The 14920-nt window shown below is 67.7% G+C and carries 9 protein-coding genes; all 9 read right to left on the reverse strand.

All coding sequences use genetic code 11. From position 1 onward, the window contains the following. Positions 1-165 precede the first annotated feature (165 nt). Positions 166-2193 (reverse strand): hypothetical protein, encoded by a 2028-nt coding sequence (locus tag VB080_RS13895; RefSeq protein ID WP_323419051.1) that lies wholly within the window; start codon positions 2191-2193, stop codon positions 166-168. 100 nt (positions 2194-2293) lie between these two features. Then, positions 2294-4558, reverse strand: a complete 2265-nt coding sequence (locus tag VB080_RS13900) for a beta-glucosidase (RefSeq protein WP_323419052.1) — start codon at positions 4556-4558, stop codon at positions 2294-2296. Positions 4559-4784: 226 nt separating this feature from the next. Then, a complete protein-coding gene (locus tag VB080_RS13905) occupies positions 4785-7226 on the reverse strand; it encodes a glycoside hydrolase family 3 protein (RefSeq protein WP_323419053.1) in 2442 nt (813 codons plus the stop codon). Then, positions 7223-10021, reverse strand: coding sequence for a family 78 glycoside hydrolase catalytic domain (locus VB080_RS13910; protein ID WP_323419054.1), 2799 nt, complete (start codon positions 10019-10021; stop codon positions 7223-7225). Before VB080_RS13910 ends, VB080_RS13905 begins: the two co-directional genes overlap by 4 nt. A 29-nt stretch (positions 10022-10050) precedes the next feature. Beyond that, positions 10051-10878, reverse strand: coding sequence for a carbohydrate ABC transporter permease (locus VB080_RS13915; protein WP_323419059.1), 828 nt, complete (start codon positions 10876-10878; stop codon positions 10051-10053). A gap of 5 nt (positions 10879-10883) precedes the next feature. Then, on the reverse strand, positions 10884-11816 hold the full coding sequence (locus VB080_RS13920) for a sugar ABC transporter permease (protein WP_323419055.1): 933 nt from the start codon (positions 11814-11816) through the stop codon (positions 10884-10886). A gap of 118 nt (positions 11817-11934) precedes the next feature. After that, positions 11935-13269, reverse strand: coding sequence for an ABC transporter substrate-binding protein (locus tag VB080_RS13925; RefSeq protein WP_323419056.1), 1335 nt, complete (start codon positions 13267-13269; stop codon positions 11935-11937). Between the two features lie 45 nt (positions 13270-13314). After that, positions 13315-14382 carry a LacI family DNA-binding transcriptional regulator gene (locus tag VB080_RS13930; protein WP_323419057.1) on the reverse strand — a complete coding sequence of 356 codons (1068 nt, stop codon included), beginning with the start codon at positions 14380-14382 and terminating at the stop codon, positions 13315-13317. A gap of 117 nt (positions 14383-14499) precedes the next feature. Continuing rightward, on the reverse strand, positions 14500-14920 hold a 421-nt coding region (locus tag VB080_RS13935; protein ID WP_323419058.1), incomplete at its 5' end, for an ATP-binding cassette domain-containing protein.

The raw sequence follows: 14920 nt of genomic DNA on the forward strand, positions 1-14920 counted from the left end.
CTCGGCTTCGCCGATCCCGCCCGCCTGAAGGCCCTGGGGGCGGTGCTGGGCGACGTCGGCCAGACCGCGCAGGTCGTGCTGCTGACCTGCCAGCCCCACCGCTTCGACTCCCTGGGTGGCGCCCGGGTGGTGCACCTGGCCACCGGCCACGTCAGCTGACCGGCGTCAGCCCAGTGTCGTCTCGCACCGCCGCGGACCATGTACCGCGGTTCCCCGAACGACTGCGATCACGCCGGGGGGCAAGTCCAGCGTCAGCTTCGAGTTCGCGAGCCACAATCCGATGTCACCCAACGGCGCAGGGATCACCGCGGCAGCCCACTCCAGCCCGCACGGCTCTGGGTCGACCTCGAACCGGGCCCATCCCGGTTCGAGCAGCCGCAGGCCGAAGACCGCCTCCGGCAGCAGTGCGGCCGGGCCGGCGGCCCAGGCGTGGCACAGACTGCGCGCGAATGGCCGCCCGTACATCGCCAGCGGAGAGGTGCCGGGCATCGGGAACTCCTCCCAGAAACTGGTGGCGCCCAGCCGCAGTTCCGCACCCCAGTCCCGCCGCACCTGGTCGAGCACCTCACGCCGGTGGCCTGCCGCCAGCAACGCCCGTAACGCGATCGTCTGCAGGTAAGGTGTCCGCCCGCGGGCCGTCCGAAAGGCCGAGACCACTCCCGGCTCGGCAACCGGGTCACTGATGCCTGCCGCCACAGCCAGGAAGTTGGCATACGGGTCCGGCCTCGAGACTCCGTCGGCGAAGGCACGCCAGGCGCCGTCCGCGGGACTCCACGCCATCTCGCGAAGGGCCTCCAGTGCTCGTGCCCGCAATTCGATGAGGGCTGCCGCTGTCGTCCCCGCCCGTCCCAGCACTGCCGAGGCACTCTCCAACGCCCATACCCACAGCATCTGCAGGGCTGTCGAGACCGTCCCGTCAGGCAGCTCATAGCCCCAGTCGATCAGCACTGAGCCGGGATTGTCGGTGTCGAAACCAGGCAATGTGACCGGAACGAACAACCCGCGTTCGTCGACGCGTTCCAGCACCGAGTCGAGCAGTCCGCGCAGGCAATCGGTGAGGTAGGGCGACGCATCACGCGGGAAGTACTCGTGCAGCAGGTCGGCGGTGATCAGCCACCACAGCGAGTAGTCCGAGATGCCGTTCACGTAGCCTCCCTGGGGCGCACCGAGCGCAAGCAGGCCGTCGTAGGCAATCCGGGCGTCGCCGAAGCTGTAAGCGTTGGCCAGGACGGAAATCGCCTGATCACCGATCCAGGGCATCCGGTCGCGCTTCAGTCCGTCGACCACCAGCCGCTGCATGCAGAGACGCAGGGTGTAGGCGCTCGTCCCCCAGATCCGGGAGAGCTCGGGATCGGAGCACACGAACGCTCCTCGCCGGGGAACCGGACGGATGGTGGCCTCGGCGTGAACGGCGTTGGCCTCGACATCGAGTTGCACATAGCGCAGGGCCAGCGCGTGCTCCGACCCCCAACTGCCGTCCGCGCGGGGCAGGACGGTATGGACGTTCTCCTGGTCCAGCCCGCGGGCGAGACGTGCCTCCTCGCGGCTCTCGCCGGTGGCGATGCTCGGCATCGCCGGGCTCTCAACGACGATCCTGGCGAGCACTTCCGCCGGCGCCTCGAACAACCCACGGCTGGGCCGCAACGGCAACCGAACCGTCGGTTCGGGTTGTGTATGAGCAGGACGCACCTCACCTATCCGGGGTTCGAGGTCGACCAGGAACCCGGGCTGTACCTCGCAGGTCGGCGGCGCCACCAGCCGCCCGCCCCCCGAATCCACCGTGAAGGTGGCAGGCTGCCCGGCCGCACAGGTCACCTGAAACTCAACCGTGCCGACGAACCGGCCCGGTACCCGCAGAATGTGGTCGTGGCTGTGGTCGATCGCGCCGTTGCCGCGGATCACGAGTTCCTCCCCACCGGCCGCGACCTGTAACTGCGCGGCGAGCACCTCGCGAGGACGGCGGTAGTTGTCGGCGAAGGCGTAGTGACGGGCGACCGCCGCGGACTCGGTCACCAGGTGGTGCAGAGTGCCCGCTTCGTACTCCCCCGGCGGGTACCACCAGACGGCGGCGGGACCGTCAGGCGGCGGATCATCCGGGAACGGATCCGGGCTGAACCGACGAGCGCTCTCCAGGGTGGCCTCGATGCCGTCCGGAAGTCGGTCACTGTCCAGCGGCTCCGCTGAAGCGCTCATCCACAACACCCTTTCGTACCGGCTCCGGCCGCCGGGCTAGCCGGTCGGGCCGGAGTCTGACAGGCGGTGGGGCGGGCCTCGACCCGCCCCACCGCCTGTTTCACTTGATCACCACGGAGTATGCCGACAGGTCCGTGTCATAGGAGCCGCCGACCGTCACCTTGTGGATGCCTGTCGCGGTCTGCCAGGCAGCTTTCTTCTCGTTCCAGTACTGCAGCAGCCGCTGGTCGGCAAGGTCTTGCGCGCTCAGGCGGATCTCGACCTTCCTGGTCTCGCCCGGTTTCAGCGTCACCTTCTCCCAGGCCAGCAACCGCTTGGCCGGTTCCTTAGCGCTGCTGGGCAGCTGGAGGTAGACCTGCGCGGTCTCGGTGCCCTTGACCTTGCCGGTGTTCTTCACGTCGAACCGGACCTGCAGGCTCCACTTGCCCTTCCCGCTGGCGATCGGCGTCACCCGCAGCCTGGAGTAGTGGTAGGTCGTGTAGCTCAGCCCGTGGCCAAACTCGAACAACGGCTGGACATGCTCGGCGGCGTACCAGCGATAGCCGACCTTCAACCCTTCGGTGTAGTCGACCTGCCGGATTTCGTTGCTGCCTACCGGACGGGTGGTCGAACCGTCGGAGAAGGCGCCGGGGTACTGCCCATCCGTCCGGGCGGGGGTGTCGGCCAGCGACTTCGGGAAGGTCATCGGCAACTTGCCCGAGGGGTTGACCTTGCCGAACAACAGGTTCGCCACGGCCGGCCCCATCTGCTCTCCGGCATACCAGGTCTCCAGCACGGCCCCGACCTGCTTCACCCAGGGCATCTCGACCGCCGAGCCGGTCTGCAGCACCACCACCGTCTTCTTTGCTCGCTTCGCTACCGCCTCGATGAGGGCATCACCGTTGCCGTGCAGCAACAGGTCGGGCAGATCGCTGAACTCGCCCATCCGCTGGTAACCGAACACGATCGCAACATCGGCGGTCGCGGCCTGCGCCGCTGCGGCGACCAGATCTGTGCCCGCGTCCCAGGTCACCGTTCCACCGGCTGCCTCGACCACCTGCCGGATCGCGGTCTCGGGCGTAACCAGATCCTCACAGGGCATGGTGTTGCGGCCACCGCCGAAGGGCAGGTAGAGGCTGCAGATGGTGCGGGCGCTCACCCCGTCGGTCGGTGTGTCGGACGCGGTGGGCCCGAACAGCGCGACCTTGAGGTTCTTCTTCGCCGTCAGTGGCAGGGTGTTCCGATCATTCCGGAGCAGGACGCTGCCGTCCTCTGCCAGCATCCTGGCGAGATCCTTGTGAGCGGCGGTGGAGCCGTCGGTGACCTCGGCAGCCATCGGCCGGTCGAACAGCCCGGCCGTGATGTATGCCGTCAGCACTCGCGTGGCGGCCTCGTCGATGCGGGCCTGGGTGATCTGTCCGGCGGCCAGGGCGGCGTCGAGCTTCTCGGGAGTGAACCAGACCGGCCGGTTGAGTTCCTGATCCAGACCGTTGTTCAGCGCCTCGGCCGTGCTGTGCACAGCACCGAAATCGGAGACGATGTAGCCATCGAAGCCCAGATCGTTCTTCAGGACGTTGTTCAACCGCTTGTTCTCACACGCATATGTCCCGTTGATCTGGTTGTACGAGCACATGATATTGGCCGGACTGGAGTAATTAAGCGCAATTTCATAGGGCAGCTCATAGATCTCGCGCAGCGCCCGCTCGCCGACATTGGACGAACTCGTCTGCCGGTCGAGTTCCTGTTCATTGGCGACGTAGTGCTTCAACTCCGCCATGACCGCCCGCTTGCCGGTGGGATGTTGAATGCCGTTGACCTGGGCCGCGGCCAGACGTCCGGACAGTACGGCGTCCTCACCGAAGTACTCGGGCGTGCGACCGGCCAACGGCGTCCGCGCGCTGGCCAGCCCCGGCGCCAGGATGCCGTTACGGCGCTGGTCGAACGCCTCGTCGCCCATGGCCACACCTTTGGCGTGCGCGAGCCCGGTGTCCCACGTCGAGGCGAGCGAGATCTGGGACGGGAAGGTGGTAACGCCGGAGTCAGCGCGTACCCCCTCGGGCCCATCGGTGTAGATCACCGTAGGAGTGCAGTCCAGCTGGGCCGGATACGTCACCCCGGAGAAGGTGGTCTGCTGCGGGCTGTTGGCGGGTTGCTCGACCAGCCAGCGGTACTTCTGGTGCTGGGTGCTGGCGGCCAGCAACGCCCGGGCGCGCTGCGTCGGGGTCTTCGACCGGTCCATCCAGGCTGCATCGGCACAGGACGTGGCCGCTGCCGCCGGCTCCATCGGCGTCAGCACGGCCAGCGGGGACACCACCAGGCCGAACACGGCCGCGGTGGCGAGCAGACGGCGTTTCGGCCGTCGAGCGAGAGTTGGGGTGGACGACATTATCTGCCTTCTTTCTCGTCAGGGGGTATTTGCGAGGATGAAGCGCTTCGCCTGTAACGGTAGGGCAGTCGCATGTTTTCGTCAATAAACCCTGGCCCGTAGAATTCGTGTGTTCTTCTACACGGAAAACCAATCTCATTCGACATGCAAAAGCGCGCGAAAACAACGCCCCATCCATTCCACCAGCAATTCCCGCCACTTTTCGGCAGGGTTCGGTTGCACACCCTCAGGCGATGGACAGCATCGCCTGCCGGCACGTGACCTCCACCACCATTCCCGCAGTTCCGGCGTCCGGGGTCACCCGGATGCGATGCCGTCCGTCCACTGGTTGACGTCGCCGCAAGCCGCTGTCCCAGCGCGCAAAGGCGTCGGCCGTCACCTCGACGCAGGCTTCCGCGCGACCACGGGCGACGACAGCCACGCGGGCCACCGCTGCCAGTTCCAGCGGTTCTCCGTCCACTTCGGCGTAGGCCTGGACAACGGCGACGGTGTCGCGCTCTGTGGAGTTTTCCACCGCGACCCACACCTGGACGATGCCGTCAGTGATGGTGACCCCAGCGAGCGACCAACTCGTGGGGGCGAAGCCAAGCCCATGACCGAACCAGTACGCCGCGCCATGCTCGCGAACCCCCGGAGCCCGGTAGCCGATCCCGCCGTCGGCGTCGTAGTCAAGCCGGGCGGGTACCGTCTCGGGCCCGTGATCGCCGCCTGGCAGCTGCTCCCGCCGGTGCGGGAAGGTGAGTGGCAGCCTGCCTCCGGGTTCCCGGTCACCGAACAGGATGGACGCCAGGGCCGCGCCGAACCGCTCGCCCGGATACCAGACCTGCAGGATGGCAGCCACCTGCTCCCGCCAGGGCAGCAGCACAGCACCGGGCGTGTTGAGCACCACGACGGTACGTGGATTGACCGCGGCCACCTGACGCACGAGCTCGTCCTGGTCTCCGGGCAGGCCCAGCGAGTCCCGGTCCATCCCTTCCCCGCAGGCCTGGTTCACCAGCACGACGGCCGCGTCGGCTGCCGCAGCAGCGGCGACCGCCTCCGCCAGCAGCGAGTCGGGCGGCTGCCAGCCGAGCCGCAACGAAGGCCCCAGCCCCATCGGCGGAATGGTGATTGCCGGCCCGGGACCGTAGTCGATCTCGAACTCCGCCGGCACCCCCGCTTCCAGGTGGACGACGACCTGCAGCGGGTACGACGGCCCGTCCAGAAAACGTTCGGCTTCGCGAGACCCGATCAGCACCTGTTCGCCGTTCACCCGCAGCGACGCCCTGCCGCCCACAGCCAGGCTCAACCGGTGGCTTCCGGTCACCTGGCTGGTCAGCCGTCCCCGCCACCGCAGCGGCCAGCGGGAGGAGGGATCAGCGGGATCCGCAGCGTGGTCGACCCTCGCCAGCACCTCGCTCCAGCGGCGACCCGCTGCGTCCGCGAACTCCACCTCGACGCCTGCTCCGGAACCATCGGGCAGGGTGAAGGCGCTGGCTGGGACCACCGGCAGCGGTGCATCCCCCCAACTCCCCTGGGCCACGATGATCCTGCAGTCGCCGGCACGCGCCCGGATGCCGTCCAGCGGGGTGACCCTCCGGGCCGGGTCGACGCTGACCGCCGCCGAACCACCAATCACATAGATCGCGTCGGCACCGCTGGGACCAATCACCGCCAGGCTGCTGACGTCCTCGCCGAACGGCAGCGCGTCGGCCTGGTTGCGCAGCAGCACGGTGGACGCGACGGCCACCCGCTCCGCCAGCGCACGGTGTGCCAGAGTGGACGGCGGCTGGGCGACGGGCAGGGGATGATCGACCAGGCCCGACCCGATCAGGGCGCGAACCAGATTGGTCACCAGGTCGTCGACCATGGACTCGGGAGCCTCGGCGACCATGGCGGGCGTCCGTCCTCCGGGACCGCCCAGTGCCCCCAGGTCGAGCCCGGCGGCCAGCGCCCCGGCATCGTCACGGACCGCGAACAGGAAGTCCGGACAGTAGAAGCCCTGCCAGCCCCACTCGCGCCTCGGGATCGCCAGCAACTCGGATGATTCGCACACATAGCGGCCGTTGACCCGGTTGTAGGAACCCATCATCGACCAGGCACCAGCCTCAACGGCGGCCTTGAACGGCCGCAGATAGGCGTCTTGCAGCACGCCGATCGAGACCTGCACGTCCATCGAATCGCCGCGATCGGGGCCCAGCCCCTCCCCGGTACGGCGATCCTCGCCGTTGTAGGCGATGAAGTGCTTCAGCTGGGCGATCAGGTGGGTGGACTGCGCGCCGCGCACGTGCGCCGCCCCCAACATTCCGGTCAGCCGGGGATCCTCACCGAGAGCCTCCGGGATCCGTCCGGCCCTGGGATCGCGGGCGAGGTCGAGGGTAGGGCCGAGCAGCACGGTGAAGCCGGCGGCCCTGGCCTCCTCACCGACCGCGCGGCCGAACTCCTCGGCCAGTCCCGGGTCGAAGGTCGCGCCCAGGGCGATCCCGGTCGGAAAGGCCGTGGCGCCGGGGACGTCCCGCAGGCCCGTGCCAGCATCCACGTAGTGGGGTTCCGGCACTCCCCGGCTGGTCAGAGCCGTGAACTCGCCCAGTGCGATCGCCTGGCGGTCCGCCGTCGTGAGGTCAGCCACCAAGGCGCGGACCCGTTCTTCGAGCGGGCGGTCGGGATCGAGCCAGGGTTGCGCGCTCATACCAGTTGCCTTGCTGCGTTGAGCGCTGCCAGCCCGTCTTCGACCGCCTCGATCACGGCAGGCGAGACCAGGCTGAAGGCACCGAACAGCGGCTGGTTCGGGACCCACGCCATCCGGCGACTGAAGTCCCGCGCCAGCACCGGATCGATCCGGTTGAAGGCTGCGACAACCGCCCGATAGGCCTCGGGGTCGTCCATGATCGTGGCCAGTGAGCTACCGGTGGTCAGTCTCACCGGTGCGGGCAGGGGCAGGTCAGCGACCGTCCACTCGTGATGGCCGGCCGCGACCTCGCAGGACTCTCCACCCGGCAGCCGGACGGTGGCGGTGGAGTTCGGCGGGACGGTCGCGGTGACGACCAGCCGCCCCTCGGTCCGGCGCCAGGCCACCTTGGCCGTGCCGTACGGAGTCTCGTGGCGGGTGCTGGCCCATGCCAGGCCGGGGATCGGCGCTGGCGCGATCTCCAGGTGTTTGTAGCCGGGGCTGGCGGGCGCGAGACCCGCCACGCTGCGGTGCAGCCAGTCGGCCACCGCGCCCAGTGCGTAGTGGTTGAAGCTGGTCATTTCACCGGGGTTGATCGAGCCGTCGGGAAGCAGCGCGTCCCAGCGCTCCCAGATGGTGGTGGCCCCCATCGTCACCGGGTAGAGCCAGGACGGGCACTCGGTCTGCTGCAGCATCCGGCCTGCCTGGCGCAGGTGGCCGGTATGGGCGAGGGCGTCGGTGACCAGCGGAGTGCCCACGAAACCGGTGCTGATCCGGTAGCCGTCCCGGCGCACCAACCAGGCCAGGCGCTGGCCCATCCGGGCCCGCAGACCCGGGTCGGCAGCGATCCCGAACTCAATCGCCAGCGCGTAGCTGGTCTGCGCATCGGAGAGGATCCGCCCAGCGGGGGTGACGTACTCGGCCAGCCAGGCCTGGCGGATCTTCTCGGCCTGCGCCGCGTAGCCGGCCGCGTCCCCGGAGTGTCCCAGCAGTGCCGCGATCTGGGCGAGGAGGTCGGTCGAGCGGTACAGGTAGGCGCTGGCAACCAGGTCGGGGTCGGCCTTCGCCTTGCCCGGCAGATCCGGTGGCGAGTCCGGGTCTACCCAGTCGCCGAACTGGAAGCCGCCCTCCCACAGGGAGCGCTCACCCGCGAGCGCGAGGACCTGGTCAACCCAGGCCTTGCCCGACTCGTACTGCTCGGCCAGCACCTCCGCGTCGCCGAACCGCTGGTACAGCACCCAGGGAAGGATGGTGGCCACGTCTCCCCAGGCCGCAGCCGGCACCTTCGATGAGTCCAGGACGTCGGGCACGATGAACGGCACCCCGCCGGAGTGCTGCTGTTCGAGCGCGAGATCGACCAGCCAGGAGGCGAGCAGGCCATTGCAGTCGTAGAGGTAGCTGGCGGTCGGGCTGAACACCTGGATGTCGCCCGTCCAGCCGAGCCGCTCGTCCCGCTGCGGGCAGTCGGTCGGCAGGTACAGGAAGTTGCCGCGCATCCCCCAGACCACGTTCTCGTGCAGTCGGTTCACCAGCGGATCAGAACACTCGAACCAACCGGTTCGCTGCATATCGGAGCCGATCACCTCGGCCGTGACCGCACCGGGATCGAACGCACCCGGCCATCCGGTCACCTCGGCATACCGGAAGCCATGGAAGGTGAAGGTGGGTGCCCACTCCTGCAGCCCGTCGCCGGCCAGTGTGTAGTGATCGGTCGCGTTTGCGAAGCGCAGCGGACGGACTCCCAGTTCGCCGTTCTCCAACACCTCCGCGTGCCGCAACGTCACCGTCGTCCCCGCCTTGCCCTGAATCCGGATCCGCAGCCGACCGACCAGGTTCTGGCCGAAGTCCAGCAACAGCCGGCCCGATGGCGAGGTGAACGTCTCGACCACCGGCAACCGCCCGGTGACACGTACCTCGGGTGACGTTCGCGCACCGGGCTCCGGGCCCGCAGGCACCACCCGCGCCACCGGCCAGGCGGTGCCGAATCCCGGCGACGACCAGCCTGCCTGTAGCCGGCGGGCGTCGTAGGTGTCACCGGCGTAGATCCCGGACCCTGCCCAGGGACCATCGCCACTGGCCTGCCAGTCCGATCCGGTAGTGATCCACTCGGCGGTGCCACCGGCATACTCCAGCAGCAACTGTCCGGCGAACGACGGCTGGTCGCCGTAGAACGGCTTGGCCAGCCCGTGGAACCCGTAGGCCTCGGTGTACCAACCACCGGCCAGGGCCACCCCGACCGCGTTGGCGCCCTCCGACAGCAGGCTGGTCACGTCGGTGGTCTCGTGGATCAACCGGTACTGGTACGGCGTCCAGCCCGGCTTCAGGATCTGGTCGTCTCCCGGAACCCCGTTGAACTCGGCGGTGTACACCCCCAGGGCGGTGGCGTACCAGGTGGCCCGCACCAGCCCCGCACCAACGACGAACTCCCGCCGCAACAACGCCGGTTGCGCGCGCCGCGCCGGTGAAGGCAGACCGATGAACCGGGCACGCCATTCGCCCGGGGCCAGGAAGGCAGCCACCACCTCGCGCGGAGCGCTCCAGTCCGTCCAGCCGTCCACCCCCTCGACCCGGACGCTCAGCCGGCCGCGCTGTCGCGGAGCCAGGTCCGGGAACGGCCAGGCCACCAGCACTGATCCATCCCCTGGCAGCCGGTGGGTCACCCGGGTGCTGCCGTCGTCCCACGACAGCTCGGCTGCCAGCTGTCGCCAGCCGGGCACCTCGCTGCGGGTCACCCACGAGATCCTGGGTCGGGCGACGGCAACGAACGGTGAGTCGGCACGGTATTCCAGCCGGACGGAGTCGACCACGGAGGGCATGGCAAGGCCTTTCGATGTTGAGGTGGAGATCAACCCTTGACTGCGCCGGAGGTCATGCCGGCGACGATCTGGCGCTGGAAGAAGATGTACATCACCAGCATCGGAATGGTGATCACCAGGATGTTGGCGAACAACAGGTTGTAGGTGGTGACCGCCTGGCTCTGGAAGTTGAACAACGTCAACTGGACTGTCGCGTTCGAGTCTCCGGGCAGGAAGTACAGCGGGTTCTGGAAGTCGTTGAACACGAAGATCGACTGCACCACCACGACGGTGACGATCACCGACTTCAGCAGCGGGAAGATCACCCGGAAGAAAAGCCTGAAGGGGCCTGCACCGTCGACGATCGCCGCCTCGTCGATCTCCCGGGGGATGGTCGCGACGAAGGCGCGCATGGTGAGCACGGTGAACGACAGGCCGAAGGCGACTTCGATCAGGATCAGCCCGTGGAGGGTCTTGAACAGGCCCATGCTCTGCATCACCCAGATCGTCGGCACTACGGCCGGCGGGATGATCAGGCCGGCCAGGACCAGCGTGTTGATGAGGGGATTCAACCGGCTGGGGCGCCGGTCGAGGACGAAGGCGATCATCGAGCCGAAGATCACCATCAGCGCCACGCTGGCGACAGTGAGCACCGTCGAGTTGATGAACGCGATGATCAGCATGTAGTCGCGGGCCTGGAAGACGTCGACGATGTTCTGCCACAGCTGGAAGTGCTCCGGCCAGGTGAACTGCAGCTTGGAGGCCTCGTTGGGATCCTTGGCGGCCATCGTGAAGATGAAGCCGAACGGCACCAGGAACAGTGCCGTCGTGAGGGCGATGCCGAGCAGGCCGATCAGCCAGCGGGTGGCGGGACGCATGGCGTTCACAGCACTGTCTCCTTCGAGTTGAGCCAGCGCGACAATGGGTAGATGATCGCGGTCACCACCAGGAACAGGATGACGTTTCCGGCGGTCGACAGGCCGTAGAAGCCGGCTTGGTACTGCTTGTAGATCACCGAGGCGATCACGTCGGAGGCAAAGCCCGGCCCACCGCCGGTGGTGGTCCAGATCAGGTCGAAGCTGCGCAGGCCGCCGATCAGGGACAGGATGATCACCGTCGAGGTGGCGGGGAACGACAGCGGCAGGATGATGTTGCGAAAGCTCTGCCAGGACGACGCACCGTCGACGCGGGCGGCCTCGAAGTACTCGTTCGGGATCGCGGCGATCCCGGCGATGTAGATCAGGGTCGCCAGGCCGACGCCCTTCCAGATGTCGATCGCCGCGACGCTCAGCAGGGCGATGTTGGGATCGGTCAGCCAGCCCGGACCGTCCGCACCAGTGATTGACGAGATCACCTGGTTCACCAGGCCGTTGAACGGATCCAGCAGCACCTGGAAGGTCAGGCCGACACCAACCGCCGAAACCAGGACGGGGAAGAAGGTCACCGAGCGCAGGTAGCCACGCGCGATGATCGGGGCACTCAACACCACTGCCAGCAGCATGCCCAGGACCACCTTCGCGCCGGAGGTGACGAAGCCGTAGACCAGCGTGTTGCGCAAGGAGCCGATCAGGCCGGGCTCGCTGAAGAACATCACGAAGTTGTCGAAGCCGATGAAGTACGACTCGAACAGCGTCCAGCGGGTGAAGGCGAAGTAGAAGGAGAAGACGGTGGGAACCAGGAACAGCAGCAGGAACACGATGCCGCCGGGCAGGTGGAACCAGAGCGGGTAGGCCTTGCGAGCATAGGCGGTGGGTTGTGCAGCGGAGTGCCGGGGACGGGCGCTGGTCCCGTCGGGGATGGCTTCGGTGGCAGTCATGGTGCCTCCCTGTGGTCGTGGGGAACCGTGGCGGTGCCGGTTGTCACCGGCACCGCCAGCGGAGATAGATTTCAGCGTGGGAGGTGGGGGCCGGGCTCCATCCGGCCCCCACAGCCCGTCACCAGCCGGGCAGGCCGAGCTGCTGGGCCTGCTTCTTGACGTCCTCGTCGTAGCGCTTGGCTCCGTCAGCGGCCGAGCTGATGCCCGAGCCGACCTCGACGGTGATCTTCTCCAGGTTCGGGCCCTTCAGTGGTGACACGAACTCGAGCGCCGGGCTGGCATTGCCATCGGTGAAGTACTGCTGCAGATCGTTCACCGCGGTAGGCAGGCCCTCTGGCAGCGTGCAGCCCTTGACCATGTACGGCCCGGTCGGCGTCACCGCGGCAGTCTGCGCATCGCAGCCGGCCGGGCTGGCCCAGAAGGCGAGGAACTTCTTGGCAGCTTCCAGTTTGTCGCCGGTGGTTGTGGTCGGGATGTACAGGCCTCCGGGCGACCAGGCGGTCAGCCCGTAGGTCGCGGCATCGTCGCCCGGCTGGGCGAAGAAGCCGATGTTCTCGGCGGCGTCGTCGGCCATGCCGACGTAGGCCGAAATGACGAAGGTCAGCATCGGGTACTGCGCGCCACTGCCTTCGACCAGCTTCTGCAAGCCCTGGGACTGCTTGGCGGAGGCGAAGTCCTTGTTGAGGTAGCCCGCCTTGTAGACCTCCTCCAGCCGCTGGAACCCCTTCAGCGCCGGCTCCTCGGCATAGTGCGCCTGGTTGGCGGTGTACTGCTCCGCCCAGTCGGACTGCGCCGCCGTCACGTTGTGGAAGTCGGCAAGCACGAACAACTGCGAGGTCCAGGTCTCGCCGTAGGTCTGGATCACCGGGTCGATGCCGGCAGCCTTGATCTTGGCGTTGTTCGCCATGAACTCCGCCCAGGTCTTCGGGATCTGCAGGTTGAGGTCGGTGAAGACCTTCTTGTTGTAGAGGATCCCGCCACCGGTCGCCGAGCCTTGCGGCGCACCGTAGATCTCCCCACCCTGGGTGACGGAGGTCTTGAAGGAGTCGTCGACATTGGCCATGAACGGTTCACCGGTCAGCGGGACCAGGTTCTTGGCGGGGTCGAGGGCTGCCAGCAGGGAACCGGAGTTGTACTGGAAGATGTCAGTCATCTCGCCGGTGGCCAAACGGGTCTTGACGATGTTGTCGCCATCGGTGCCCTGGGCCCTGGTCTCAAGCTTGACCGTGACGCCTGCGTCGGTCGCGTTGAAGGCGTCGATCGCTGCCTGCAACGGTTTCGACGTCTGGTCGGAACTGTCGGCCAGCACGGTGATCTCCACATTTGCGGCATTGCCCGTACCGGGCGAGCCACTGCTGGTGCCCAGCGATCCGGCACTGCAGGCCGACAGGGCCAGCATGCCGGCCGTCAGGCTGGCAATCAGGGCCCAGCGGCCCTGGTTGAGGATTGACACGGCGTTGTACCTCCTGAATTCGTGGTCGCCACGGTGGTCGACCGGCTAGCGGGATTCCTGTGTCGCACGGGCGACCGTGCCCGTGGACTGGGGGGTGTGCGGATCCGGGGCCGCGGTGGACCCGCGAACCATGACCTTCGGGGTGACCACCTCATGGACAGGTTCGACGCGACCGGCGATGCGCTCCAGCAGCAGGCGGACCGCAATCTCACCCATCCGGGTGCCGGACTGGTTGATGCTGGTCAGCGACATCCGCGGATGGGCGGCGATGTCGATGTCGTCATAGCCGACCACCGAGGCCTGGGCCGGGGTCAGGCCGAGGTCGGCAACAGCAGTGAGGACGCCCAGCGCGAGTTCGTCGTGAGAGACGAACAGCCCGACTGGGCCGTCCGCCGACCGCAGCAGGGCGCGTGCGGATGCCTCCGCGGCCGCGACGTCCGGCTCCACCCAGACGATCTCCGGCGACAGGCCCAGTTCTTCAACCGCACGCTCGTAGCCGATCTGCCGCACCGAGTGGGGAGCACCGACATTTGAGGGATCCCGCGACTCGTTCAGGGTCAGGTGGACAATCCTGCGGTGGCCGAGATCGTACAGATGCCGGACGGCCAGAGCCGCACCCAGCAGGTCGTCCCCGACAAGGGTGTCGTAGTTCTTCGACGCGTAGTGGCTGCCGATCGCGACCAGCGGCAGCTTGCGTCCCAAGTTCTCCAGCCACTCGTAGGGCACCCGGGTGATCACCACGATGCCGTCCACCTGGCGGTCGGCCAGCGCTTCGATGGCCTTGAAACCAGCGTCTTCAGGAACCGCTGGCGCGATGATCAGCTGGTAGCGGCTGTCGGCCAGGGTCTGGGAAGCCCCGTTGATGATCTTGGGGAAGAACTGGTTGAGGATGCTCGGGATCTCGACCCCGAACGTGTAGGTGGCGCCACGCATGGCACGCGCAGCGACCCGCGGCCGGTAGCCGAGTTCATCGATCGCGGCCTGCACCTTCGCACGCATCTCGGGACTGACCCCGTAGGCGTCGCGGATGACCTTGGAGACCGCGGCACGGGAGACACCCGCGGTGCGGGCGACATCCTCGATGGTGACCGAGTGCTGCGCGTTGATCGCCACTGATCCTCCTCATTCGCAATGTAGATCGGTCTACACCGCGTGATGAAGAGCACACTACAGGCGTTGTAGAGCGATCTACAAGAGGCGGATGGAAATTCGCCGGATAACAATCCGGTCTCAGTGCAGCACCCGGCGCAGGAACTCCCGGGTCTGGGGCCGTTGCGGGTCGTCGAGCACCTGCTCGGGCGGTCCCTGCTCACAGATCAGGCCGTTGGCAAGGAAAACCACCCGGGTGGCCACCCGGCGGGCGAAGCCGATCTCGTGGGTGGCCATCACGATGGTCGAGCCAGCCTGCTTCAGCTCGGCCACCAGGTCGAGCACCTCGCCGACCAGCTGCGGGTCGAGGGCGGAGGTGATCTCGTCCAGGAGCAGGAGTTCGGGGTCGGTGGCGATGGCGCGCGCGATCGCCACCCGCTGCTGCTGCCCGCCGGACAGCCGGTCGGGGAAGTCCTGCGCCCGGTCGGCGAGGTCGATCCGGGTCAGCAGCTCGCGCCCGCGGCTCTCGCACTCGGCGCGCGGCCGGCGGTGCACCTTGCGG

Source organism: Propionicimonas sp., assembly GCF_034927565.1.
GTDB lineage: Bacteria > Actinomycetota > Actinomycetes > Propionibacteriales > Propionibacteriaceae > Propionicimonas.